Below are 26,268 nucleotides of genomic sequence, written 5' to 3'. Positions count from 1 at the left end.
TTAATGCAGCTAGCACCTTTATTTCCAGTTGTTCACCCGATTCTCAAAACAGCTTTTCCCGGATGCTTGTGGACGGGAGATGTCAACAGTCGCAAAATTGCCCTAACTTTTGATGACGGACCCCACCGACAGCACACACCTCAACTGTTAAAAGTTTTAGACAAATATAATATTACAGCTAGTTTTTTCTGGCTGGGTTTTTGCGTTGACAGACACCCAGAAGTGGCTAAACAAGTTTGCGATCGCGGACACTGGATCGGTCTCCACGGCTACCAACACGTAGCCTTTCCCAAACTCAAACCACAGGAATTAAAGCAAAGTTTAGAAGATACGCAAAAAGCTATTTCCAAAGCTTGCAATTTCGACCCCAAACTAATCCGCGATGTGCGGCCTCCCAATGGCTTTTTTACACCTCAAACACTCCAGTTATTAAAACAGTGGGAATATCGGCCTGTGATGTGGAGTGTTGTCCCAGAAGATTGGGTGCGGCCGGGGGTTTTGACAGTTGTCAACCGCGTCATGGAGCAAACTGGAAACGGTTCAATTATTGTACTGCATGACGGTTATTGCGGTGGCGAAGATGTGGCGGCGGCTGCGGCAAAAATTATTCCCTTGCTTTTGGCAAGAGGTTACAATTTTGTTAGCATAGAACAACTTTGGCAACAGGTCAAAAATTAACTCATTTCAGCATTAATTCATGAAAAAAGCACTGTTTATGGCATCTATTGGTTTTTTGAGTGCCGGAAGGGCGATCGAGCTGATGCCGGCTGCCGTTATTGCACAGCCTCCAATTGTAGCACAGCAGCCGCCAGCTACGGACAACTCCATGCCCATTCGTACCTCCCAACCCCCTCAAATCCAAATAATAAATCTGGGAGCAGAACCGCGACAGCAAATGCGTTTAAAACCCGCTCTGAATGTCAAGCAAACAACCTTGATGACTATAAAAATGGGCATGAAAATATCTGCTAGTGGTCAGTCTGCCCAGGAAATAAAAATCCCCACATCGGTGGTGACTATGGAAACCGAAGCTACTAAGATTGATGCCAATGGCGATATTCACTATCAGTTTTCTTACACTAAGGCAGATGTCACTAGCGATAGTACAAATGCTCCCGCCACGGCGCTCGAAAGTATGCGTTCCGCAGTCAAAAAACTGGTAGGATTGAAAGGAGCTTTCATCATGGACAGTCGCGGCTTCACCAAAGGAGGTGAGTTTATTGTGCCAGCAGGAGCTGACAATAACTTCAAGCAAATAATTAGACAAATGTCTCAATCTATAGAGCAACTTTCAGTGCAACTGCCAGCAGAAGCAGTCGGCAAAGGAGCTAAATGGAGATTGGATTTTCCGCTAAATTCTAACGGAATTAATGTCAACAATATTGCTACCTATGAATTGATGAGTTTTCAAGAGGGAGTTGCAGTTTTGAATATAGGTTTAGAACAGCAAGCAAAACCCCAAAGTGTCAACTCGCCCCAACTTCCGGCCGGCTCTAATATAAATCTCCAATCTTTGGCTTCTCAAGGTAGGGGAGAATCCACAATCCGGTTGGATAAATTAATGCCTGTTCGCTCTGCTGTTTCTATGAATTCCAATAGCGAAATGAGTGTTAAAAGTGCTGGTAGTCCTCAAGAATCGACAATAAAAACTCAATTAACGATGGAGATTACTTTAGATTCTCAATAAGTGCTAAATCAGGGTAGAATACCTAATACTATGTAAACCTTGCGTAAGTTTCGATCGCAAATGTGGTGACAAAGGAGGATGCTGTATGGTTCGATCGCACAAAAGTCAAGCATTCATTGCTTTCCTGGTAGCTTTGGGGATAATCCTGGGAAATTTGCTGCTTCCGGGCACAAATCTAAGTCCGGCATTTGCTCAAGCTAAATTCAAGGATGTACAAGACCATTGGGCTCAAGCTTGTATCGAAGATTTAGCCGATAAAAAAATAATTACAGGCTACTACGAAGACGGCACTTTTCGACCAAATCGCCCTGTCAGTCGCGCTGAATTTGCGGCGATGCTTCGCAAGGCTTTTCCTGATGCAAAAACTGTCCGTAATCCCATTACTTTTGTAGATATTCCTACGAATTATTGGGGCTTTCAAGCTATTCGAGAAGTTTATCAAACAGGCTTTATGTCCGGTTACAGTGGCAGTATTTTTAACCCAACTTTGAATATTTCTCGGTGGCAAGTTTTAGTGGCTTTAACCAGCGGATTGAAATATACACCCACTGGACCTGCGGCTGAAATTTTGGATGCAACTTTTGAGGATGTGCGGGAAATTCCAGAACCGGTAAGAAATGCGATCGCCGCCGCCGCCGAAAAACAACTGGTGGTCAATTATCCCGCTGTCAAACAACTAGAACCAACTCGCAACGCGACTCGCGCCGAAGTAGCAACTTTCCTGTGTCAAGCAGTTGCGAAACCAGGACAAACAGCCTTAGTTCCCTCCCAATATGTCGCCCAAGTTCCACCTAATGTTGGGCCACCTAGAACCACAGAAATCTCGGAATTAGAGAAAGTTCGGGCCGAATTTTCCTTTGTGAAAGAAGCGGAAAACGCTAAAAATATGCGAATTAAAATTATCCGCGATGGTCAAACTTTATTGGAAGAACCTGTGCTAATTCCGACCCGTTCTCTAGTAGACTACCCAGACAGAAAACCCAGCGAAGAAGTTTCAGAAGGGCGGTTTTTATCACTGCGAGTCAGGGATTTTGATGGGGACAAGGAACCGGAAGTGTTGGCCGAGTTGGTCTCCACCAAGAGCGGCTCTAACTGTTGCAATTATTCGTTTATTTATCGCTACGACTCGGCGACCAAAAAATACACTCATATCAAGCATTTCTGGGGCAATGTGAGCTATGAAATTGTCGATTTTGGCAAAAATGATATCCCAGAGTTCAAAAGTCTAGATGGGCGATTTGCCGAGGCTTTTACAAGTTATGCTGATTCGCGGCTACCACTGCAAATTTGGCAATACCGTCAAGGTAAAATGCAGGATGTAACTAAGCAGTATCCGGTGGAAGTCTATACCAACTCCTGTGAACTTTGGTTGGAATCTAACAAGCGTTTAAGTGAAAATAAGGAGGCTAAAGGGGTTTTCGCTGCTTATATGGCGAACCAGTATGTACTGGGACAGCAGGTGGAAAGTTGGCTGTTATTGGAGAGGGTTTATCAAGGGCGCGATCGCACTGAGTTTTTTGGCAAGTTGCGCGAGTTTTTGGTAAATACTGGTTACGCTACTAAGTAAATTGTGAGGTTTTTAGCCACAGATTAACGCGGATATTAGGGGCGGGTTTTACGAAAAATATCTAATTCCCACTTTCAATCAACCCGCCCCCACACAACTAATTCAAAGAATTTACATGATGATTTACCGCTTGGTGGGGGCGGGTTTGTTTTAATCTTTAGTTATAGCCATGTATTGTTGGTGAAACCCGCCCCTACAGAATTTAGATATTCATCTAATTTCTGATTGTGTGGCTGGAAATACTCCCGCAATCGCTGATTTGCTACTTGATTCCCTGGCTGATAATTAGCACCATTATATTTTTGGTAGTGATTGAGTTGAAAATCCGGCACACCTAAGAATTCAAAAACTTGTTGGAGTGAAATAGCTGGATTCGCATAAAAATCTTCGCTTTGCAAAATTAAAAACTGGTCTTTGGGGAAAATATTCAGCCACTGCTTGAGACTGTAAAAATAAAGGCTTTTGTAAATATAATGACAATCTTTCCAATTATTTCTATCTGCTAAACTTGTTTCTGTAGCGCCATGCAACAATTGTAATTCTGCCTCGATCGCACTTTCAAAACTCCGGCTTTCCGTACCGCGCCTGACAAGCATTTGATAGTGCGAAAAAGCCCGATCGCCCGGATGTCTCAAAATCACAATCAGCTTCATTTTTGGTAAGCACCCGTACAGTCTTTCTGCCGCCAGCGGGTGCGTGAGATAGGTAGGAGTTGCTTCTCCTGTCAAAAAATCGTGTCCCTCTGTTTCCGGGGGAAAATGCGCTTGATACCAAGCAAGTCCTTTGTTGAAATGTTCGGAAAAAAAACAGATTTCTTTATTGGCAGTGGCTAAAATTTGAGGGTGGGAAGTGATATATTTGTATAGCGAAGTTGTGCCGCATCTCGGAGAACCGATGATTGTGAAATCGGGCGATCGCAATTTTTCGGAATTCCACTCTATTTTCGACAATTCCGGGCGAGATGCTACAGTTTGTAAACGGACTGCGGTTTGAAAAAGTGCGATCGACTCCTGAATTTTTCCCTGCTTGCTCAGCGCCACTGCCAAGTTAATATAAGCTAACGGAAAATTGGGCAAATTTTCGATAACTTGGCGGTAAACAGCAATAATATCGTCAATTAGCGGAGAATTTTTAGGCAGCGGCGCGTATAGTAGGGGGAAGTAAGCAGGTGTAAAGTTTGGTTGCAGGATAATAGCTTGTTGCTGACAGACGACTGCCTTTTCAATTTGCCCATTTTGTTGCAGCGCTTTTCCCAAATTGTGGTAAGCTAAGGGCGATTTTGGATTAAGTTTAACCGCAGTTTCATAAAGGGCGATCGCCTCCTCCAATTTCCCCTCTAGTTTTAGTGAATCTGCCAAAGTACAGTCATCAAAACTCATAATGGAATCCTGTAATAACCACGCATCATTACCTTAATATCTAAATGCTTCATTTGAGCAGTGGAAGCATCATGAATCATATTCTCAGTCGGAGCAATGTAAGCCTCTCCCGGTGCAATTCTCAGTTTCACAACAGGATAATCTGGATAGCGCTGCATAAACTCATTGGTTAACTGTCTCGTCCAAGGTTTGTTAACATCCGAGTCGCGACAGCCCAACATTTCAAAAATATCCATCTCAGTCAAATTAATAAACAAAAAGTAACGGCTGTCTAAACCTAAGTTGACACAAATTCTATTAGTTGACTCCTGCTTTTTCGCCAGTGGCAGTCCGTCCCAACTATCAGTATGCAAACCGTTGCGACATCCCCGTTTATTATCAATTGTCGCCGTACTCAATCCCGACTGTCTGCCTCCCATACCGCCGATAACTGGTGGCGCATCCGACATACAAAAAGGCTTAAAATACTCAATTAAGTTGTCAAGCACCTGTCGGCATTTTTCCTCAGTTTTAAACTCAGCAACCTGTAGCGGAGTTGTTAGCGCAGCCATACCGGAAGCAGCCAACAAAGCTAAAATATCCGACGGTAAACGCACAATTCCTACACCTGAATAACTTGGCGGTGGTTCCTGTGTCCACAGCAAAGCCGACTCCTCGGTTGTCGGTTCTCTCCAAGGTTCTTGAGGCATAAAAGCCCCTTCACAATATTGAATTCTCCCTGGTACGTTATCAAAAGCTGGCTGCGTACCTGAACTCAGCCACACTCTAGGAATTTGCAAATCTGGTTCTGTAGTTTCTAATTCCAGATTTTGACACCGATAAATTACTATACTCCGGCGAAGATGGGACATTTTTGCTCAATCATAAAAACCAGTTTGTAGTAAGGAGTTTAGTCCTTTATTCTGAATATCTACAGTCAGGACTGACGTCCTTACTACGAACTGGGAAGGACTCAAGTCCTGACTACAAAATCATTGCCTTATTGCCGCAATTTTGTTTAATGAGTGCAGTGAGTGCAGTGAGTGCAGTGAGAGCACATAGCCCCTACTTCAAACCCTTCTGCATTCGGAAACTGCCAGAGAGTTTGCGTTAAAGTTGCGGGGTCAATATCCGGGCGGGGAACTGATGAAAAAGTCAAGACGCGGGCTTCGTCGTCTGTACTTTCTACCAAAATTTCGCCGTCAGCAACTTTAATTGCATCTCGGTGCAAAATGCTGATTCCAAACATATTAGTCATGCCCAATTCTGACAATTTCTCCGCAATTTCCTGAAGAAATTCAGCATTGTTGACCACTGCTTCTGACCGTTCCACTGCTGCTGATACAGCATCAGTAACTTTGACAAACTCTAAGGGAAACCAAACCGATTCGCCAGATATTGGATTGTGTTCTACCTTCCACATATAGGGAATAGCATCACTGTATTCTGCCGTGGGCTTGATATAAGCATTGTTGCCATCAAATTCTTCAACCAATCTTTCGTTATCGAAAAGGTCGAAGTGTTTGTGCAGCAAACAGATACCAACCTGCTTTTGCAAACCGTGACGGCGGACGATCGCGCCCAGTTCTGTCATTTTGTCTTTGGCTTGCTCTAGCAGGTCTTTCGCAGTGAAAAAATGATCTAAACAATCGAAAACATCTGGTTTGTAAGATGTCAGCATATAGGTTTAGGTTCCCTTTTAAGTATCCACAACTAGAGAGTATGTAAATTTTGAGTAAATGTCAACTATTTAATAAAAATAAACATATTGATATTTTTATACACGTCAAATTATTAACAATATGTGAAGAAATACAAAGGGTTGTTACTTTTTAGACCCTAAGCTAAAATAAATATAAAGTATTCAGGTTAAAATCACTTAAAATGATATATCCACCTGCACCTTGGAAGTTGCAAGGATACGCGATCGCCACTTTACAATTAGTAGATGTTGCACTCGTGCGCCCCCTGGTTCCTTCGGAGTTAGAAATCATCTCTTTGTTTCCCGGAAAAACCCTGGGTGGAATTTATTTCTCCTCCTATGGGTTAGGTTCCGTAATGGAATATAACGAATTAATTATAGTTAGTGGGATAGCCAATTATGGTGGCAAATGGGGCGCTTGGATTTCCCACATTTATGTAGACAATCCTAACTCTGTAGCAGGCGGACGCGAGATTTGGGGACTACCTAAAGAAATAGCTCAATTTAGTTGGGAAGGCAGCGATTCGATCAAAGCATCATCCCTGGGATACCGCATCACTGTGCGTCAAGGAAACTGTCAACTGTGCAGTCTCAGTTACAGTCAACAAGGTTGGGCGTTACCGCTGTCTTTGAGTGGCAATGTTTTCAGTGCCAACAGCAATAATTTGCTATTTTTTCAAGGACAATTTCAATGTCGCACCGGATTAATTCGAGGCGAATTAGAAATACCTCAAGAGAGCCATTTTTCCAGGTTAAACTTAGGTCAGCCTTTGCTAACTGTTGCCTGCGAAGAACTACATTTAATCGCAAATGGGCCGGAAGTTGTCGGTAACAGAGCAGTTAAGTTCAGCTATTAAGTATCAGGAAGAAGGAAGAGGATCGATGTGAAGAAGGAAGAGGATCGATGTGAAGAATAGCAAGCCAGTAAGCTTTTGAGCGATTTGAATCTTGCATTTAATTAGGTGGACTTACTTAACTAAGCAAGTGCTAAAATCTTGATAAAACTCAGAACCCCGAATTATTAAATAATTCGGGGTTCTCACAGCATAAATTATGTAAAAATTGCTAATTTTTTTAAATGCCAGCGCCCGGAGCAGCTTCTGCACCCATTTCTAAAACAGTACCGCGCAGAAAATCAATTTGCTGCTGAAAGTCCATGCCTTCAATCTTGCCTAATAATGCTTTTCCTGCTTCTGGTAGCTGATAGTCAGCAGGCATGGGAATAATAGTTCCTTCGTCCATTCCGACTGCTAAGAAATACCAAAAAGCCAGCTTTGTTTCTGGACTCAGGGAGCCATAAATGCGGCTAATCTCAGTATTCGCTTTTGAGGCAATATCGCGCATCACTTGCAGTTGTTCTTCGTGGGGCAATTCCTTGACGCGATCGAACAAACCCTGAGCGATTTCGGAACCAGCAGCACCGGGAGCAGCAGGGGTAATCGATTTGCCCATTTCTGTGTAAACAAACCACAGTAAACCTAATTGGTCGTCTACACTCAAGGTCTTGATGTCTGCTTTTCCTTGGTCGTAAGCGCTGGTGGTGGTAAATGTCATTTGAGCCTCCAAAGGGTAATTTATTGCTCAGTTTTCTGATTAATTTGGAAAACTGTTTTTACTTCTTAATAAAAGTTAGCGAATAAATACTGCACCTAGAATCTTGCTTAAGACAGAGATGATCCCCAACCTAATTTATGGCAGTAAATTCGCCCAAAAGTGAAAAAATTATAACCAAAGAATGAGGCGGATTGGACAAGATTGTTGTATCTGCTACTGATTAAGATTGTTTAGCAGATCGATCGGACCTCAAAAAATAGATCCCAGACTTCTTGAAGAAGGCTGGGATCTAAAGCTGACCGGGTTTCATTCAAAAAAAAGGCTAGCTTTTGGCTAGCCTATCATCAGGAGAATTGTAGATCAAACTCTTTTAAACTTTAGCTAAGTAAACCTGAAATGCCTCCGACTGCGATCGCACCTGCTAAAGCCGAAACAGCTACAGAAGTGAGAGCCGTACCGAACAACCACCAAGCAGCACTTGCAGCAGCTTCCCGCGCTTCTTCTGCTTGGTGTTTAGCCTTCTCCTTAAGTTGTTTGATGCGTTTTTTCGCTGACTCTTGCAGGCGTTCTGAGCGCGACAGAACCGTGTCCCGTGCTCCTTCAATCTGGTCGATAATTTTGTTAGCATTAGCTTCGGAAATATCTGGACGAGAGCTAATTACAGCAACTAAAGTTTCCCGATCGAACTGACTTACACGTTCCTTAATCGCCTCAAATCCTGCCTGGGGATCGTCAAATACTTTGCGGAAATCGCGCTTGATACCTTCATAATTAAGTTCCGGGCGCTCCAGGGAATTGAGATAATCCCGAATTTTTCCGAAAATACCGTCTAGTGCTGACTGAAACTTGTCCTGAACCATTTGAACTTGTTCGACAAATTGGTTGCGAACGGTTTCAATTTGGTCGGCAATTTTGTTAGCTTCTTCTTCCGAAATATCCTGCCGCTGTGACAGCAAGGCTACCAGAGTCGCTCGATCGAACTGCTTGAGGCGATCGCCCAAATTCTGTATCCCCATTCCGGGTTCGCTAAACAACAATTGTAAATCCCGTTTAATACTTTCAGGATTGAGTTCTTCCTTGTTAGTATTCCGCAAGTAATTTTCCAGACTTCCTTGGAAATCCCGCACAGTTGCTTGAGCGCGAGAGGCCAACCGGCGCGGAGATTTAACAATGCTGCGGATCTCATCCAAGATGCGATCGATCGTCCGATTGATCTGTTCTTCGCTCAAATCTTCCCGTTGTGAAAGCAACTTGACCAAAGTTTCGCGATCAACATGAGAAAGTCTTTCGCGCAAAGCCAAAGCACCCTCTTTCGGATTCTCAAATAGTTTGGTCAAATCTCGGTTAATACCTTCTGGATCTAGTTCTTCCAGGTTGGTATTCCGCAAGTAATCGCCAATCTTAGTAGTAACTTCTTCGTACTGCTGCTTAGCTTTATCTGCAACTATTTGCGGCGCGTTGATAATGTTATCGCGCACAGATTCAATCCGGTCGATCGCCTGATTTACCTGTTCTTCGCTGAGGTCTTGGCGCTGCGACAGCAACTGCACCAGGGTATCGCGATCGAATTGAGATAAGCGTTCCTTCAGCGCCTTAAAGCCTGCTTGCGGGTCTTCAAACAAAGTTTGGAACTCGCGCTCAATACCTTCAGGATTGAGTTCTTCCTTGTTAGTATTGCGGAGGTATTCTTCTACCTTTTGGCGCAATTCTTGCGCTTTCGATTTCGCTTGTTCTTGCAATTCCTGAGCTTTAGAAATCACTCGATCGCGCGAACTTTCGAGGCGACTGATTAATTGGTCGGCTTCTTCGGGGCTGAAATCTTCCCGCTGACCTAGCAACTGTACCAAAGTATCGCGATCGAATTGCGACAGGCGATCGCGCAAAGCCTCAAAACCAGCATCCCGGTCTTCCAAAAGCGCTTGAAAATCCTTCTCGATACCTTCAGGATTCAATTCTTCCTTACCAGTCGATCGCAAATAATTTTCAATCCGACTCCGCAAATCTTGAGACTGTTCTTGACCCGCAGCAGTTTGCAGAGTTTCCAAAACTTCCATGCGGATACTTTCAAGCTGTGCTGTAATTTCCGCAGCCTGTTCTGAATCTAACCCCTCGCGACGGTTGAGCACCCCTACAAAATACTCTGGATTCAACATCTCTAACTGGCGCAAAACAGCCCTAGGAGAAGCGTCAGGATCGTAGATCACATCCCTAAATTCCTGTTTGATTGTCTCTCTGTTTAAATGCCAAGGCTGAGCGTTAACCAAATAATTTTCTACATCAGCCTTAACAGTATTGAAAGGCAAAGCAGGCAATTTGTCCGCCACCTTAGACCCCAGAGATTTAGCTGTTTCCGTTCCTTTAGCAGTGAATTCCTGTAACTTACCAGAAATTTTTTCCACATCTAAATCCGACAAATCCGTCCGCGACAACAAAGTTCCGACTAGAGCTTCGACACCCAACTGCATCGCGCGGTTCATGCCATTGCTAGACTCAGATTTGTTTTCTGTAGTTGCCAAAACTTGAGATAGTTTGGCATTCAGTTCATCAGACTTCAGCAAATCCGGTGCCGCCGACTTAAGAAAGTTAACCAACTCTAACTTGGGGTCTTGTTGTTGTTGCTGCTGACCGAATGCTTGCTTCCAGACGCCTTCAAGTTGGTCTGCAACTTGATTTATTTCATCTTTGGAAAAATCAGTGCGACTGCTAACTAAATCTACAAAAGTCTGGCGGTTAACATTTTTCAGAACATCGCTTCCTGCCAAAGATTTGATATCCGCATCGCCCAGCAACTTTTCAAATTGACCGCGAATTTCTTTGACATCTAGCTTCGGTAACTGCAAAGAACCAACATAATCTTGTACTGTTTCGCGAATGCTATCGGGGTCTACCGCCGAACTCAATTCGCGGCGAACAGCGGCTATAGATGCCTCTACAGTATTGACCATTTGGTCGCTAGCCATCTTCCCGCTCATGGCTGCACCGGCAGTACCCATCACGCCTTGAACGCCGGAAAATACTGTTTTCATCAAGGAACCAATCAAGGAACCGACTGCGCTAGAACCCAGCCATACAAGTGTTAAAAAGTACGCAGCCCAGATGACAACACCAATAATTGCCGCTCCATCTACGCTAGCAATAGAAGTTAGTTTGACTGCGAGAAAACAAGCCAAAAATAAGGCTATGTTGACTGTCACTAAAATCCAACCGCCTACTAGACTTTCTGTTTTCCGAACTTTCGTGCCTAAACTTTCTGACTCGTCATCGTCATCGGGTAAAGCTTCATCCCAATTAGATATTTTGGCTGCGATCGAGAAATTGGTTAACAAAAATTGGAAGCCGAAAGCCATAATCACTCCGGCGATTAAGGCTACAAAGAACTGTGGGCTTAAAAACATTAGCCCTCCGATATCCGGGTGGTCGAATGGTACGTTTTCTAACATAATTTACCTCCTAAATTTTCAGCCTGATTAGGCATAATGAAATCTATCCCCCAATCTCTGCAAAGGGATATGGCCATCTTTAGATGGTTTTTTGCCACTTTCAAAAGTTGTGACTTCTGAGTTACTCACTACTGAGCGGAAGTCTCCTATTTTGGCAAATATATCAGTAGGGATGCTTCTAATCTCAGCAATTAAAAGTCATAACTTTTTAGCGTTCTCATTCTCTCTCTATACTTATCATCGGGGTTGAGGCTTATAAATGAATCCATCTAAAGTCTGAAATCAATTTTTCAATAAGTATCAAAATAAGTAGAAGATGCAGAGTTTGTTGAAGAGCTGCAAATCCGACGCGGAGGGCGCGCCACCAATTATCTATAGTAGGTAAAGTACGATTCAGCGCACCCTACATATCGCAGAGTGCGCTGCTGAGTTAAGATTCTGTTTGATTGTTAGGGTCAAAACGAGCTAGTAATTGCGATCGATCGAGCAGCATAATCAGCCGCGTGCGATCGAGGGGTTCTAGTTGAATCAAAGGCTCGATTATTTGGGCTAGTTCTTCATCAATCTCACTAAATTTTACTTGTAGCAGATTCTCAACCATCAGGCGTTGAGCGCGCTGAATACCTTGCTGAATACCTTGCTGGATACCGCGCTGAGTTGCATCTTCCAGCCGTTGCAAGTAGAGGGGTGACAGTTCCATAATTAACTCCCGATCTTCTCGATCTATGTCTTGGCGGACTTCTAAAATCGTTCGCAAGTTGTACAACAATTCTAACGCATTCAAGCGAAAGACGTTATCTGAGGGTAATTCTCTCAATTCGGCAACAGCTTGCTTCTGCACGTTTCCTTTCCCTAAAACTCTCAGCCACAGCGTTTCTGGAGTCCGGGGGAGTTGGTGAATGACAACGATTGCTGCTTTCAGAGAAGGGCCCAGGAAATAAACTCCATTTACCCAATTTTCGGGGTCGGAAAGCGCTCGAAATCCAGCTAGCAGGGGATCGGAAACAGTCGGCGACAGTATCCACAATTGGGGCAAGTCTGCCTCTGCAATCCGGGTATTTTCTCTAGCTGCGATGCGTTCAAATTCGGCGTGGAGGTCAAAGAGTTTCCCCAGACAACTGCGAATTTCTCCGGGTTGGACTGGACTGCGGAATGGTTCAAATACAGCGGGTTTTGCTGCGATTTGACCCAGAATGCCGAGGGCTGTTGCTTCGACTTCCGGTTCCGCTTTCGGGGAAAATAAAACGTCAAGCTGTCTCACTTCTCCAGCAATGTCGCGGCTGGTTTCTACATTACCGAGAGGGGTTAGTAATTCTTTCAGATACTGTTTTGCAAATTGGTCGTGGATGAATCGGGTCATGCAATTTTCGATTTTCGATTTTAGAACTGTCAACTATCAACTATCAACTATAGCAATCCTAAATGAGTCGTAAAGTTTTTTACCCCACCCCAACCCTCCCCTTATTAAGGTCCGGGAGTAAGAAATTCACAAATGATTTAGGATTGCTATATCAACTGTTTGCAGCATTTACCTTCACAGTTGCGCTGACTGCGAATGCAGCCGTACTCCTCAAAACGCTGGCTGTGTTTCCGAACAGTAGGATAGGCCAGTAAATTTAAAGGAACTCCGGTTAGTTTGTAAAACAATCGCCCAGCAGCATGAAGAATATCCCAAATTTCACTCAAACTAGGTTCTGAAATAAACTCTCCTATTTCATCTGTTAAGGCAACCCACTGCGATCGCACCGTAGAATTGTGACAATCATCAAATACTGACATACCTTTTTGGTAGTTTTGCAACATTTTATTCATATATTCAATCAAATTAGCCTTACCTCTGATAATATCAGAGCTTAATCTGAGATTAAAATCATTTAGTCATTAAAGGAAATCACCGATGCGACTCTCTCAAATGCTTTTTGTCACCCTGCGGGAAGACCCAGCAGAAGCAGAAATTCCCAGCCACAAACTATTACTCCGTGCGGGATACATCCGCCGCATAGGTAGCGGGATTTACGCTTATCTGCCTTTGATGTGGCGTGTCCTCAAAAAAGTCTCCCAAATTGTGCGGGAAGAAATGGACGCTACAGGCGCTCAAGAATGCCTCTTGCCACAACTCCAACCGGCTGATTTGTGGCGGGAATCGGGGCGCTGGGATACCTACACTCAAGCTGAAGGTATCATGTTTGCTCTCACAGACCGTCGGGATACAGAATTGGGATTGGGTCCAACTCACGAAGAAGTAATTACTACAGTTGCTAAGGATATGATTCGTTCTTATCGGCAATTGCCTACACATCTGTATCAAATTCAAACTAAATTTCGTGATGAAATTCGCCCCCGTTTTGGCTTGATGCGCGGTCGTGAATTTATTATGAAGGATGGTTATTCTTTCCACACTAACGAAGAAAGCCTGAAAAAAACTTATCAGGATATGGCTCAAGCTTACAGCAATATGCTGCGGCGATCGGGCTTGCAATTCCGAGCAGTAGATGCTGATTCGGGAGCCATTGGCGGCTCTGGTTCCCAAGAGTTTATGGTGTTGGCGGAAGCTGGGGAAGATGAAGTTCTCTACACCGAAGATGGTCAGTATGCTGCTAATTTAGAAAAGGCTGTGTCTATACCTGCTGATGCGAAAACCTCGCCTTTTACAACTTTTGAAAAGCGGGAAACACCGGGAACTGAAACCATTGAAAAACTCTGTAAGTTTCTCAAGTGTTCTCCTACTCAAGTTGTCAAAAATGTACTTTATGAGGCAGTTTATGACAGCGGTACGACTGTATTGGTACTGGTCAGTATTCGTGGCGACCAAGATGTCAATCAGGTAAAATTGCTGAATGAATTAACCAAATTAGCGGGAAATTATCAAGCAAAAACTATCCTATTTTTGACTGTTCCAGATGCGGAAGCTCAGCAAAAATGGGCCGCTAAATCTTTGCCTCTGGGTTATATGGCTCCCGATGTTGCTGATGATTACATTGCCTCGAACCCCCCCCAACCCCCCCTTGGTAAGGGGGGGCAACAAGACTCAAATCCCCCCCTTGGTAAGGAGGGGCAAGGGGGGGTATCTCCCAAGTTTTTGCGTTTAGTCGATCGCACCGCAATTGACTTGACAAACTTTGTCACTGGCTCGAACGAATCAGGATACCACGTTGTGGGAGCAAATTGGGGCCAAGAATTTCCCCTACCAAGTTTAGCAGTAGATGTCAGGAAGGCCAAAAAAGGCGATCGGGCTGTTCATAATCCCGAACAAACATTGCAAACAGCCAGAGGCATCGAAGTCGGGCACATCTTTCAATTAGGGACAAAATATTCTCAAGCAATGGGCGCTACCTACACCAACGAACAAGGCGAAGAAATGCCCTTAGTTATGGGTTGTTACGGCGTTGGTGTGTCGCGGTTAGCTCAATCTGCCGTAGAACAATCCTACGACAAAGACGGGATAATTTGGCCAGTGGCGATCGCCCCCTATCACGTTATCATCAGCATCCCCAATATTTCCGACACTCAACAAATGGAAGTCGCCGAAAAACTCTACGCAGAACTCAATCAATCTGGCATTGAAACTCTGTTAGATGACCGCGATGAACGTGCAGGAGTTAAATTCAAAGATGCGGATTTAATTGGCATTCCCTATCGGATTGTTCCCGGTCGTTCCCTGAAATCGGGTAAAGTTGAAGTAGTTGAAAGATCGACTCACAAATCCCAAGAAATTCTCATTGAAGAAGTAAATTCTACCTTGAAACAATGGATTAAGGAAGCTATCCAATGACAAAATTTCCGGGAATTTAAGGTTAGTAGTAAGGACTTAATTCCTTTACTGTGAAAAATTAAAGCAATAAAGTCCTCACTACCAACGATATTTTCATCAGAGCTAAGGTTCGTAGTCAAGACTTCAGTCCGTTTGTGTTAGGATGGACGGGACTATAGTCCTCACTACAAAGGATTTTTTCATCGGGGCTAAGGTTAGTAGTAAGGACTTCAGTTCTTTCCTGTTAGCATGGACAGGACTAAATTCCTTACTACAAAGGATGTTTTTTAATCTTATTTTATCAATGGCATCAAATGAATTAATTTAAATTATCAAACTAAGTATGAACCCAAACAATAGTCAGTTTAGTCGATTTATTCAATCTATAAATTGGCAATATTTAGGCAAAGTAGCTGCCATTGCCCTCGTTTATATTTTAGGAGCAAAACTGGCAGTTTCCATTCCCGGCATCAATAAATTAGCTACCTGCGTCTGGCCCCCCGCAGGAATTGCCCAAGCTGCACTTTTATTGTTTGGGTGGCGCTTTTGGCCAGGAGTAGCGTTAGGGGTTTTCTTTTTTGAAAAAATCGACATGAATGTCTCCTTAATCCTGTCATTAGTCTCTGCTTTTTGTGCTTGTTTGCAAGCTTTGTGCGCCTTTATTTTACTAAATAAATTAAAATTTCGCCCCTCACTGAATCGGCTGATAGATGTTGTCAATTTAATTTTTTGTGGTGCCGTAGTTGCTACTCAAATCAACTGCACTCTGGGGACAATACGCTTATGTTTAACTGGTCTAGTTGAGTGGAGGGAATATTGGGAAATTAGGTGGAATTGGTATCTGGGAGATACGTTAGGAGTTTTGATTTTTGCTCCCATGTTGTTGATTTTATACCAAAAACCAGCAATAGCCGATCGCCAAATTAGCACCATCAATCGCATCTGGGCAGGAATAGGCTTGATGTCATTAATCGCAGTCAGTTGGGTAGTATATAGTTCCAAAGCAACCCCTACCTTTTCCGGGTATCCCCTGGAATACTTGCCATTTCCCTTAGTAATTTGGGCGACAATTCAATTCGGTCAACGGGGTGCTGTCGTCTCATCTTTCCTAGTATCCAGCATCGCCATTTGGGGGGGTTCTCAGGGTGCTGGCCCTTTTATTACTAAAGCACAAAGTATCAATCAAGCAATCTTATTTTTGCAGGCTTTTATGAGCGTAATTGTGATTACCTCTCTGCTGTTGGCAGCAACTGTAGCTGAACGTGCTTCAGCGGAGAATGCACTGCGGCAAAGCGAAATTAAGTATCGGGAATTAGTGGAAAATGCTAATAGCATTATTTTAAAATTAGACCGGGTAGGAAATATTACCTTTTTTAACGAATTTGCACAGGATTTTTTTGGTTATGAAGAAGAAGAAATACTAGGTAAAAATGCAGTAGGAACAATTATCCCCCCTACAGATACCATAGGAAACGACTTGACAGTAAAGTTGAGAGATATTTTACAAAATCCCGAAAAGTATACGCGCAATGAAAATGAAAGTATCCGGCGTAGTGGCGATCGCGTTTGGGTATCCTGGGCAAATAAACCGCTGTTTGACGAGGCGGGAAAGTTCGCAGGAATGCTGGCAATCGGTACGGATATCACGGACCGCAGGCGGGCAGAAATGGAGCTTTACAAGCTCAATGAAGAGTTAGAATTTAGAGTGAAAGAACGGACTAATGCTCTGAATGATACTTTAAGTGCATTGCGAGTGCAGCAGGAACAATCAGAACGGTTGTTGTTGAATATTTTACCAGAACAAATAGCCGAGCGTTTAAAGCAAGGAGACAGTACCATCGCCGATACTTTTGCTGAGGTTACTGTTTTATTTGCCGACATCGTAGGTTTTACCCAACTCAGTGCGAGAGTTTCTCCAACGGAATTAGTTTCCTTGTTAAATGAAATTTTTTCCACCTTCGATCACCTCGCAGAAAGACACGGTTTGGAAAAAATTAAGACAATTGGTGATGCTTACATGGTAGTAGGAGGACTGCCAATTCCTTGCTTAGATCATGCAGAAAAAATCGCCCAAATGGCCATAGATATGCAACAGGCAATTACCGAATTTAGTAAGCAGCACAATCAACTTTTTAGCATCAGAATCGGCATCAACACAGGTCCGGTGGTGGCGGGAGTGATTGGGATTAAAAAATTCATCTATGATTTGTGGGGAGATACTGTTAATACCGCTTCCCGCATGGAATCCCACGGCTTGCCAGGGAGCATTCAGGTGACATCCACAACCTATCATAAATTGCAGGAAAAGTATATATTTGAAATTCGTCCTGCAATCGAAGTTAAAGGCAAAGGTGTGATGGATACTTATTTATTAAAAAGTAGAAATCAGTATTAAGGACTAAAGTCCTTACTACCAACCTAAACAAGAGGTTTGTAGTAAGGACTTTAGTCCTTTCTTGGTCCTGAAATTTCTTACATTTTGTAGAGGTTAATTCCAGCTTCCTTCGCCATAATTTCCAAACCCTTGTGTTGCAAGGTTTTAATGGCCTTTGTGGAAAGGTGAAGTTTCACCCAGCGTTTCTCCTGTGGCCACCAAACCCGCTTCCACTGTAAATTTGCTTCTTGCAACTTGTGAGTGCGGTGGTGTGAGTGAGAAACTGCAAAACCATTATTCGCTTTCTTCCCCGTTAGCTGACATTTCCGTGACATATTGCCCTCCAGATTAGTGTTTTTTGCGTGCAGCCTTTCATTATAGCCGAAGGAAGAAGAAAGAAGGAAGAAGCCTTAATTTATCCCTTTATCAGTGGAAATAAACTCTGGCTCCTTCCTCTGGTTCCCCACCTTAGCAAGGGAGGGTTGGGGGGTTAATTAGAGTGCACGTTCGGTCAATTTTGTCAATACTTGATTCGATCGCTCCACAAACTCCTTCATCCCCTCAGCATCAAAACCCTTCTGAGCCATCAGGGCCAAGTCGTAAACGTGGTGACAAATCATGCTCGCCAACTGGGCCGACGGAGACTCGCCACCGCCTTGAATAATCGAACCTTGACTCAAATTAGCCAGATTTTGAATCAACGGGTGGGCTGTATTCACCAGCAAAACGTGCTCTTCGGGGAATTCGGCTGCTTGCTGCTGCAATAGAGCCGTCATGTCGCGCATCCGGCGCAAAGCTTCGGGTAACAGGACGATCGCAGGTGGTGTCGCCTCCGCAGCGTCTGACTTTAATGCTTCTGTGCGGATATTCACTTTTGGCTTATTCAGAGCTTTTTGGAACAATTCTTTAACTTGTTCGCTACGAGTTTTATTGGTAGTCGGATCGACAATTTCCGCTTCTTTTTCTTTGTCAATTAGGGTATCATCTAAGTCGGAATCCACTCGCGAGAATTTGACATCGGAATATTCTCGTTCGAGGAAACTAATGAAGTGCGTGTCAATGAAAGAATCCATGAACAACACTTCTAAACCTTGGCTTTTGTGCAGTGCGACGTAAGTTGCTTGTGATGCCGGCTCTGTACAGTAAAATACACGATTTTCGTGACGTTTTTGATTGCGTTCTAAATACTCTTTGAGGGTGGTGTAAGGTTGGGTTGAACCGGAAGTTTCGGACTTGGGATTGACATCTTGCCACAAATCTCCTTCCTCAGCTTGCACCTGCACTTCTGGTGTCTCGGTTTCTGGCTTGACTGCTGTTGGTTCGTAGGTGCTGCGATAGATTAAGATATCTTCAATTTGCTTTTTGAACTTGTCATCGTTGAGTGCTCCGAACTTGACAAAAGTGCCGATATCTTGCCAGCAACGGATGTACTCGTTCCGATCGTCCCGGTAAAGTTCCTTTAGGCGATCGCCCACTTTTTTGGCGATATAATCAGCTATTCTCCGCACCGTGCGATTGCTTTGCAGCGAACTGCGAGACACGTTCAGCGGAATGTCGGTACTGTCAATGACTCCCCGCAGTGGCATCAAGAATTTCGGAATAATTTCTTCGCAATGATCGCTGACAAAAACCTGATTGCAGAAGAGCTTAATGTTGCCTTGGGTGACATCGACATCAGGGCGCAATTTGGGAAAGTAAAGAATGCCGTTGACAATAAAAGGATAATCGGTATTCAGGTGTACCCACAGCAGCGGCTCTTCTTGGAACGGATAAAGGTGGCGGTATAGTTCTAAGTAGTCTTCTTTTTGTAAATTGCTGGCTGATTCCCGCCAAATTGCCTTGTGTTTGTTGAGTTCCTCTCCCTCAAATTTGATGGGAACTGGCATGAAATCGCAGTAGGTTTTGATTAACTGCTTAATGCGGCTTGGTTCTAGATATTCTTGTTCTTCTTCTTGGAGAGTGAGGGTAATTGTAGTGCCGCGTTGGGTGCGGGTAGATTCTGATAGTTCAAAAGCGGGTGAACCGTCGCAGGACCAGTGTACGGCTTGGGCGCCTTCTTGGTAAGAAAGGGTTTCGATATCTACTTTTTGAGCGACCATGAAAGAAGAGTAGAAACCGAGGCCGAAGTGACCGATAATGGCGTCGTCGCCACTGCCTTGATATTTTTGAATAAATTCTTCAGCGCTGGAAAAAGCGACTTGGTTAATGTATTTTCTAACTTCATCGGCTGTCATGCCGATGCCGTTGTCGGTGATGGAGAGTGTTTTGTTTTCTTTGTCGATCGCAATGGTGATTTCTGGTTCGCCAATGTCGCCGCTGTATTCGCCGGAACGGGAAACCATTTTGAGTTTGGCAATTGCGTCTACGCCGTTAGAAATTAGTTCCCGCAAGAAGACTTCATGGTCAGTGTATAGCGACTTCTTGATAATCGGGAAAATATTTTCGGTATGGATTGAGATTGTTCCCTGTTCTAAAACTGTCATAATTTTACGCTAGGTAGTTGTAAGGAGTCAGTAGTCAGTAGTCAGTAGTCATTAGTCAACTATCAACTATCAACTGCCAACTATCAACTGTCAACTGTCAACTGTCAACTGTCAACTGTCAACTGTCAACTGTCAACTGTCATCGGTTTCCCCCACATGATAGCTCACAGCGGCAGCCGTAGCAGGAAAGTGGTGCCGCGCCCCAAGTCGCTGCGGGCGGTGAGGCTACCGCGATGGGCGCGGGCTATGGTTTGGGCGATCGCCAATCCCAATCCCGAACCGCCGGTATGGCGCGATCGATCGCTATTTACTCGGTAGAAGCGATCGAAAATTCGCCCTTGTTCAGTCGTCCCAATCCCAATCCCGGTATCCTGCACCTGAATTATCGCCTCGGTGTGAGTGCAATCTACAATAACTGTTACTTTTCCCCCAGCCGGAGTGTATTGAATCCCATTCACAATTAAATTAGCAACGAGGCGATAAAGTTGGTCGGAATCGCCGACAACATTTAATTGCTGCTGTACGCGCAGTTCGGATGTTAGCGCTACCCCGCTAGCGATCGCCATGGCGGCTAATTCCTCCACCAAATCGTTCACCAAGTCATTTAAACAACACCATTGAGGGCGAGGAGGTATGGGTTGATTATCCATGCGGGCCAGCAACAACAAATCGGCAACTAACTGAGTCAATCGTCGGTTTTGGCGATCGATCGTCCGCAAAATTTCCCGCGCCTCTTTTTCATTCAATTGAGGCATCAACAGCGCCGATTCAACTGTCGCCTGAGAAGCAGCTAAAGGGGTGCGTAATTCGTGGGCAGCATCCGCTGTAAACTGTTGAATTTGTCGGTAAGAAGCATAAATCGGTTTCATTGCCAATCCTGCCAACAACCAACTAGAAAACCCAACCAAAATTAATGCTGTAGGCAATCCCAATTTCAAAACCCATTTGACTGTATTGAGATATTCATTGAAGTCTTGCAGACTGCGACCTAATTGAAAATATCCCCAATCTTCCTGGTTTTTTGTGTGTAAAAATACAGAAAGTTGGTGATAAACATTGCCTTGCCTATCAGTAATGGTTTGCCAATATTGAGAATTAAATTCTGGGGGTAATTCATCAGGAACTGCCCCGGCTGTAGCAATCAATTTCCCGGAAGCATCAAATAAACGAATATAGTAATAGCCTTGGTTAATAGCGCTTAAAATATGGCGAGGGCGAATTGGTTGTTTAATGCCGTTAATTCCTATTACGCGGAGGTTGGGCAAAAGTTCATTTACGATGGGTTCCAACCGTCCTGGCTGCTGCAATTTGAGTTCTAGACTGTCGTGCAGCGTCCCGGCTACCGATTCTAATTCGCGATCTATGGCTACCCAATGAGCGTGGGCGATCGCCTTATATACCCCAAATCCCAACAAGCTTAAAATCAAACCCATGACAGCCGCATAGGAAATTGCTAATTGCGATCGAGTCCGATTAAATAGTTTATTTTGATTCATTTTTCATAACGACAAGTGACCCGGAGATCCCCCCTAACCCCCCTTAACAAGGGGGGGACAAGAAGTATTCTTTTCTTAGTCCGCGCAGGCGGACATTGTTTGTGTAGACGCGGTTTCAACCGCCGAGTCTAAAAGGAATTTTAAACGCGCACTTTAATTTCTCATCCGGTATCCAACACCATGTACAGTTTCAATTAGATTCGCGCCGCCAACAGACTCAAGTTTACGCCGCAGTAAGCGCACTTGAGCCGCTACCACATTGCTAAAAGTATCTGCACTAACTTCCCATAGCTGATTCCGAATTGTGTCAGTGGTGACGATTTGGTTCGGATGTTTCATGAAGTATTCTAGCAATTGAAACTCTTTGTTTGTAAGTGAAATGATCTGCATTTTGCCGTTAATAGCCTGATGGCAAGCTGTTCGACTTCCGCAGTCCAAAATTAGACTTCCCACCTGTAGCTGTTGCGGTTGAATTTGAGGCGATCGCCTTTGCAAAGCCCGCAATCTTGCTAATAGTTCCGCCATCCCAAACGGTTTCACTAAATAATCATCAGCCCCGGCATCTAGTCCGGCAACTTTATCTTCCATTCTGTCTTTTGCTGTTAGCATCAAGACTGGCAATGCGCTATTTTTAGCACGCAATCTACGCAGCAGTTCTAAGCCAGACAGTCCCGGTAGCAGCCAGTCAAAAATCGCCAGATTGTATTGAGTCCAATGACTTTCTAAGTATTCCCAAGCTTCATTGCCATCCTGCGCCCAGTCAACTATATACTTTTCCTGCTTCAAAGTGCGATCGATCGCCTTCCCTAAATCTGGCTCATCTTCAACTAGCAAAACTCTCATAACTCTAATTTACACAAAAATATGGTAAAAAACAGGCTGGAGAGCCTGTTACACAGTAATTATGGGAGATGTTTATTGATTAAAAGTAAAACGACCGTCTACTTTTTGTCCGTTAACATCCGCCGTCACCTTGAGTGGATAACTGCCGGGATTTTTGCCTGGAAAAACAACAGCATAATGTTTGCCATCAGGATCGTATTTGAGGGTTAGAGTTTGCTGTTTTCCATTTGGTAATTGCACTTGAGCTGACACTTTTGCATTGGGAATTGGTTCGTGGTTATCACCTTTTTGCAAATAAAGATCTAAGTGAGTTCCGGTAGCTTCTTTTTGAGTTAAAAGTTCTAAGTGGTAAGCTCCAGACTCGACAACTTGACCCCCTTTAGATGCTTGAGGATGGTTTGTTGTCGCACTACCCGCAGGAGGAGCAGCCTTGGGAGCTGAAGACGCAGGTGCAGAGGCTACAGGAGGGGGTGTTTGGCTGCTATTGGGAGCGCTGGCTTCGTCGCCTTTACTGCAAGCTCCTACAAACAACAATCCGACACTGCCTAGAATAACTAAGTTTGATTTGAGCGCTTTCATTTGATTTAATGTTTGCGTACTATGGTTATAGATTAGCACGCACAACAATGAAATTATCAGGACTTACACTATCGATACTTCGACTATGCTCAGCACAAGTGCCTCATTACCCATTACCCATTACCCATTACCCATTACCCATTACACGCTCACCTCACCTAACCTAACTGAGAAAGGCTATATTTTAGGGGTGATTACTTTCTGTTAATAAATGTTCACTGAATTGAGCATACAAAGCTGGCAAAACTAACAGCGTTAGTGCTGTAGAAGTAAACAATCCTCCTAAAACTACTACGGACAGCGGTTGCAGAATTTCCTTTCCGGGCCCGCCTTCTAAGACTAAAGGTGCTAAACCTAAAGCTGAAGTTGAAGCCGTCATCAAAATAGCATTTAGCCGTTCCATCGAGCCTTTAATAATTGCTTCCTTAAAAGGCATTCCCTCGGCAAATTTGGTGTTGTAGTTGTCTACTAATAACAAACCGTTACGGGTGGCAACGCCAAATAAAGTGACAAAGCCAACTAAAGAAGCTACGGAAATTATACCGCCAGTCAAAGCTACCGAAATTACTCCTCCCACTAATCCGATTGGCAAATTGATCATAATCATCGCAGTTGAAGCAATTGACTTGACGGAAAGATACATTAAGACTGTAATGACAATAAAGGCGATCGCACTAAATACCATAATATTTTGCGAAGCTCTTTGTTCGGCTTCAAATTGACCACCGTATTGGATAAAATAGCCAAAAGGTAACTGTACCTCTCGTTTAACTTTAGCTTGAATTTCATTCACAACCGATCGCAAATCTCGACCTTTAGCATTGGCCGCCACCACAATCAACCGAGAAACATTCTCACGGTTAATCGTATTTGGGCCCGTACCGTATTTAACAGTCGCAACTTGGGCGAGGGGAATTTTACCCCCCCTTTCATCCCCCCCTTTATAAGGGGGGGAAAGAGGGGTTTCATCCCCCCCTTTATAAGGGGGGGAAAGAGGGGGGGTATCCACCAACAAATTCTCAATAGTTTCTAAGTTATTTCTGGCTTCAGGCTGCAACCAGACAACTAAATCAAAAGTTTGCTGCACTTCCAAAACTTGAGAGACAACTTTGCCATTTAAAGCTGTCTCAATTATTTCCGAAAGTGATCCGATTTTCAAACCGTATCTACCCGCAGCTTGGCGGTTAAACTTAATTTGAATTTGCTGCACCGGTACTTGGGGTTCCAGTTGCAAGTCTACAATTCCTGCCACAGTTTTCATTTGCTCTTCAACTTGAGCGCCGATGGTGCGAAGCTGATTCAAATCCGGGCCAAAAACTTTGACAGCAATTTGACTTCTGACACCGGATAAAACCTCATCCATCCGATGAGAAATAAAGCCGCCGATATTGGGTGCAACTCCCGGTAATTTCCCAAATTCCTGCCGCAATGATTCCAAGGTTTTCGGCCGATTTTTCATTCCTTCCTCGCTCAAACCGATATCAATGTGAGCTAAATTGACACCCGCAGCATCAGCATCACCCGGAGCTCTGCCCGATCGCACTTGCACGTATGAAAACCTGGTATCATCCTTAAGTGCATCTTCGATCGCAAAAGCCGCACTATTCGTCGTTTCCAAAGACACGCCCGGATAAAGTAGAACAGTATTCACCAAAGTTTGCTCCTGAAACTCCGGCAAAAACACCCGTCCAAAAGATGGCAAAATAATTAATGCCGCCACCATACTAGCAGCAGCTAAAGTTAAAATAATCGCCGAATAGCGCATTGACAATTCTATAAAAAAGTGATATATCTTTTTGCAGAATCTCGGCAACCAAGGTTCTTCAGCACTCATCTTTTTGTTAGGCAACAAAATAGCGCAAAGGGCGGGAGATATTAACAGCGATTCCAGACTAGAAATCACCACAACAACCAGATAAGTAATCCCCATCGGCGTAAAAATTCGACCTTCTACACCCGGTAAAGTAAAAATTGGCGAAAACACAACAATGCCAATAACAGTCGCTCCAATTAACGAATCGCGTACCTCCTGAGAGCCATCAAAAATCACATCCATCACCGGGCGAGGGTGAGGAGATGATGTATTTTCTCTCAAGTTGCGGTAGGTATTTTCGGCATAGACGATCGCATCGTCGATCGCAGTGCCGATCGCCACCGACAACCCACCCAAAGTCATCGTATTCAATCCCAGCCCCAGCCAATACATTGCCAGCAGCCCGAAAAGCCAAGTTAGGAAGAAATCGAGCAAAACTACCGTCAGAGTCCGCCAATTCATCAAAAACGGGATCAGGATGACGGTGACAATGATGCTGCCTTCCACTAAAGCCGATCGCACATTTTCCACCGAAGAATTGATATACTCTTCCTGGCGAAAAGTGACTGTCACCTTAATATCTTTGGGTAAAGCTTGCTGCACCTCAGCCATTGCCGCTTCCACAGCTTTTGTCACCGTCGGAGTATCAGCAACTGGCTGTCTATTTACCATCACAATCACAGCTTTTTTGCCGTTAAAACTGCCATCGCCCCGCTTGATACCAGCACCAATTTTGACATCAGCTACATCCCCAATTCTGACAACTGTTCCTTGGCGAGATGCGATCGCAGATTGCTGCAAATCTGCGATCGATTCAATCCTGCCCACACCCCGAATCAAAGTTTCTTTATCCGGCGTAATTAAATAGCCACCGGGCGCATTAACATTCGCAGCCGCCACAGCTTCCGATACTTGCTGCAACGAAACATTAAATGCTTTCAATTTCGCAGGTTCAACTAATACTTGATACTGCCTTTGTTCGCCACCATAAGCCACTACTTGAGCAACGCCAGTCACTGCTAACAGGCGATTTGTGACTTGCCAATCAACCAGACGGCGTACTTCCATCAGCGAAGTAGTTTCTGAAGTAAAAGCATAGGTAATCACAGTACCGACAGGTGAAGTTGTCGGAGAAATTTGCGGTGTTTTTACTCCTACTGGAAGCTTGTTTTGAGCTTGCTGTAACCTTTCTGTAATCAACTGGCGGGCTTGATAGATTTCAGTATTCCAATCAAAGATCACTTTAACAACAGAAATACCCACAGCAGAAGACGATCGCACTGCTGTCACCCCAGGAGTTCCATTAATCGCACTCTCGATCGGCAATGTTACCAAAGACTCGATTTCTTCCGGTGCTAAACCCGGTGCTTCCGTCTGGATTTCCACTTGCGGCGGGGCGAAAGGTGGGAAGACATCCAGCGGCATTTTGGGGATAATATATAATGTCCAAAGACTGATAATAATGGTGGCGAGAACGACTAGCCAGCGGCGGTTGATTACCCATCTGAGAATTGTGCTGAACATTTTATGATTTGGGAATTGGGCATGGGGAATTGGGTATAGTATCTGTAGGGTGCGTCGCCATCTACAATCCTCAAAAAAAGCGACAATCTCGCAGCGA

19 protein-coding genes are annotated in these 26,268 nt (G+C 44.1%); 6 read left to right on the top strand and 13 right to left on the bottom strand.

The annotated features are described in order from the left end of the window. Positions 1-3: 3 nt before the first annotated feature. From AAFP11_RS12395 to AAFP11_RS12385, 3 genes are all read left to right on the top strand, one after another. Positions 4-678: a polysaccharide deacetylase family protein gene (locus tag AAFP11_RS12395; protein ID WP_341737351.1), complete on the top strand. Its 675-nt coding sequence runs from the start codon at positions 4-6 to the stop codon at positions 676-678. A 19-nt stretch (positions 679-697) separates the two neighbouring features. Further along, on the top strand, positions 698-1,687 hold the full coding sequence (locus AAFP11_RS12390; RefSeq protein WP_341737350.1) for a hypothetical protein: 990 nt from the start codon (positions 698-700) through the stop codon (positions 1,685-1,687). 85 nt (positions 1,688-1,772) lie between these two features. Next, positions 1,773-3,254: an S-layer homology domain-containing protein gene (locus tag AAFP11_RS12385; RefSeq protein WP_341737349.1), complete on the top strand. Its 1,482-nt coding sequence runs from the start codon at positions 1,773-1,775 to the stop codon at positions 3,252-3,254. Positions 3,255-3,415: 161 nt separating this feature from the next. Here AAFP11_RS12385 and AAFP11_RS12380 read toward each other — a convergent pair whose 3' ends face one another. From AAFP11_RS12380 to AAFP11_RS12370, 3 genes are all read right to left on the bottom strand, one after another. Then, a complete protein-coding gene (locus AAFP11_RS12380; protein WP_341737348.1) occupies positions 3,416-4,633 on the bottom strand; it encodes a tetratricopeptide repeat protein in 1,218 nt (405 codons plus the stop codon). Beyond that, the gene (locus AAFP11_RS12375) at positions 4,630-5,484 is read right to left on the bottom strand and encodes a hypothetical protein (protein ID WP_341737347.1); all 855 of its coding nucleotides are present in this window, start codon (positions 5,482-5,484) and stop codon (positions 4,630-4,632) included. The genes AAFP11_RS12380 and AAFP11_RS12375 overlap by 4 nt, the downstream gene beginning before the upstream one ends. 146 nt (positions 5,485-5,630) lie before the next feature. Then, positions 5,631-6,293 (bottom strand): glycerol-3-phosphate ABC transporter substrate-binding protein, encoded by a 663-nt coding sequence (locus tag AAFP11_RS12370; protein WP_341737346.1) that lies wholly within the window; start codon positions 6,291-6,293, stop codon positions 5,631-5,633. A gap of 203 nt (positions 6,294-6,496) precedes the next feature. Between AAFP11_RS12370 and AAFP11_RS12365 the strand changes: the two genes are divergently transcribed. Further along, positions 6,497-7,171 carry an acetoacetate decarboxylase family protein gene (locus AAFP11_RS12365; RefSeq protein WP_341737345.1) on the top strand — a complete coding sequence of 225 codons (675 nt, stop codon included), beginning with the start codon at positions 6,497-6,499 and terminating at the stop codon, positions 7,169-7,171. Positions 7,172-7,388: 217 nt separating this feature from the next. Here AAFP11_RS12365 and AAFP11_RS12360 read toward each other — a convergent pair whose 3' ends face one another. From AAFP11_RS12360 to AAFP11_RS12345, 4 genes are all read right to left on the bottom strand, one after another. Continuing rightward, positions 7,389-7,868, bottom strand: a complete 480-nt coding sequence (locus tag AAFP11_RS12360; RefSeq protein WP_341737344.1) for an orange carotenoid protein N-terminal domain-containing protein — start codon at positions 7,866-7,868, stop codon at positions 7,389-7,391. Between the two features lie 377 nt (positions 7,869-8,245). Beyond that, positions 8,246-11,308 carry an MFS transporter gene (locus AAFP11_RS12355; protein WP_341737343.1) on the bottom strand — a complete coding sequence of 1,021 codons (3,063 nt, stop codon included), beginning with the start codon at positions 11,306-11,308 and terminating at the stop codon, positions 8,246-8,248. Between the two features lie 430 nt (positions 11,309-11,738). Further along, positions 11,739-12,668 carry a hypothetical protein gene (locus AAFP11_RS12350; RefSeq protein WP_341737342.1) on the bottom strand — a complete coding sequence of 310 codons (930 nt, stop codon included), beginning with the start codon at positions 12,666-12,668 and terminating at the stop codon, positions 11,739-11,741. Between the two features lie 146 nt (positions 12,669-12,814). Beyond that, entirely contained in the window at positions 12,815-13,120 is a 306-nt protein-coding gene (locus tag AAFP11_RS12345) for a hypothetical protein (protein WP_341737341.1), read from the bottom strand. Between the two features lie 85 nt (positions 13,121-13,205). On the opposite strand from AAFP11_RS12345, the gene proS reads away from it, so the two are divergent. Both proS and AAFP11_RS12335 read left to right on the top strand, forming a co-directional pair. After that, positions 13,206-15,080, top strand: a complete 1,875-nt coding sequence (gene proS / locus AAFP11_RS12340) for a proline--tRNA ligase (RefSeq protein ID WP_341737340.1) — start codon at positions 13,206-13,208, stop codon at positions 15,078-15,080. Positions 15,081-15,402: 322 nt separating this feature from the next. After that, the gene (locus AAFP11_RS12335; protein WP_341737339.1) at positions 15,403-17,454 is read left to right on the top strand and encodes an adenylate/guanylate cyclase domain-containing protein; all 2,052 of its coding nucleotides are present in this window, start codon (positions 15,403-15,405) and stop codon (positions 17,452-17,454) included. 77 nt (positions 17,455-17,531) lie between these two features. On the opposite strand, the gene rpmB is transcribed toward AAFP11_RS12335, so the two are convergent. The 6 genes from rpmB to AAFP11_RS12305 form a co-directional block, all read right to left on the bottom strand. Further along, positions 17,532-17,768 (bottom strand): 50S ribosomal protein L28, encoded by a 237-nt coding sequence (gene rpmB, locus AAFP11_RS12330; protein WP_341732957.1) that lies wholly within the window; start codon positions 17,766-17,768, stop codon positions 17,532-17,534. A 159-nt stretch (positions 17,769-17,927) separates the two neighbouring features. Then, positions 17,928-19,916 carry a molecular chaperone HtpG gene (gene htpG / locus AAFP11_RS12325; RefSeq protein ID WP_341737338.1) on the bottom strand — a complete coding sequence of 663 codons (1,989 nt, stop codon included), beginning with the start codon at positions 19,914-19,916 and terminating at the stop codon, positions 17,928-17,930. A gap of 164 nt (positions 19,917-20,080) precedes the next feature. Beyond that, positions 20,081-21,412 (bottom strand): two-component system sensor histidine kinase RppB, encoded by a 1,332-nt coding sequence (gene rppB / locus AAFP11_RS12320; protein ID WP_341737337.1) that lies wholly within the window; start codon positions 21,410-21,412, stop codon positions 20,081-20,083. A gap of 153 nt (positions 21,413-21,565) precedes the next feature. Then, the gene (rppA, locus tag AAFP11_RS12315; RefSeq protein ID WP_341737336.1) at positions 21,566-22,255 is read right to left on the bottom strand and encodes a two-component system response regulator RppA; all 690 of its coding nucleotides are present in this window, start codon (positions 22,253-22,255) and stop codon (positions 21,566-21,568) included. Positions 22,256-22,327: 72 nt separating this feature from the next. Further along, complete coding sequence (locus AAFP11_RS12310) at positions 22,328-22,834, bottom strand: hypothetical protein (protein WP_341737335.1); 507 nt, start codon at positions 22,832-22,834, stop codon at positions 22,328-22,330. Positions 22,835-23,018: 184 nt separating this feature from the next. Then, the gene (locus AAFP11_RS12305) at positions 23,019-26,171 is read right to left on the bottom strand and encodes an efflux RND transporter permease subunit (RefSeq protein WP_341737334.1); all 3,153 of its coding nucleotides are present in this window, start codon (positions 26,169-26,171) and stop codon (positions 23,019-23,021) included. Positions 26,172-26,268 lie beyond the last annotated feature (97 nt).

The sequence above is a fragment of the Microcoleus sp. CAWBG640 genome (assembly GCF_020883015.1).
In the GTDB taxonomy this organism is placed as follows: Bacteria; Cyanobacteriota; Cyanobacteriia; order Cyanobacteriales; family Microcoleaceae; genus Microcoleus; species Microcoleus anatoxicus.
Note: the sequence above shows the minus strand (reverse complement) of the source record. Positions and strands in the feature narration are given on the sequence as shown.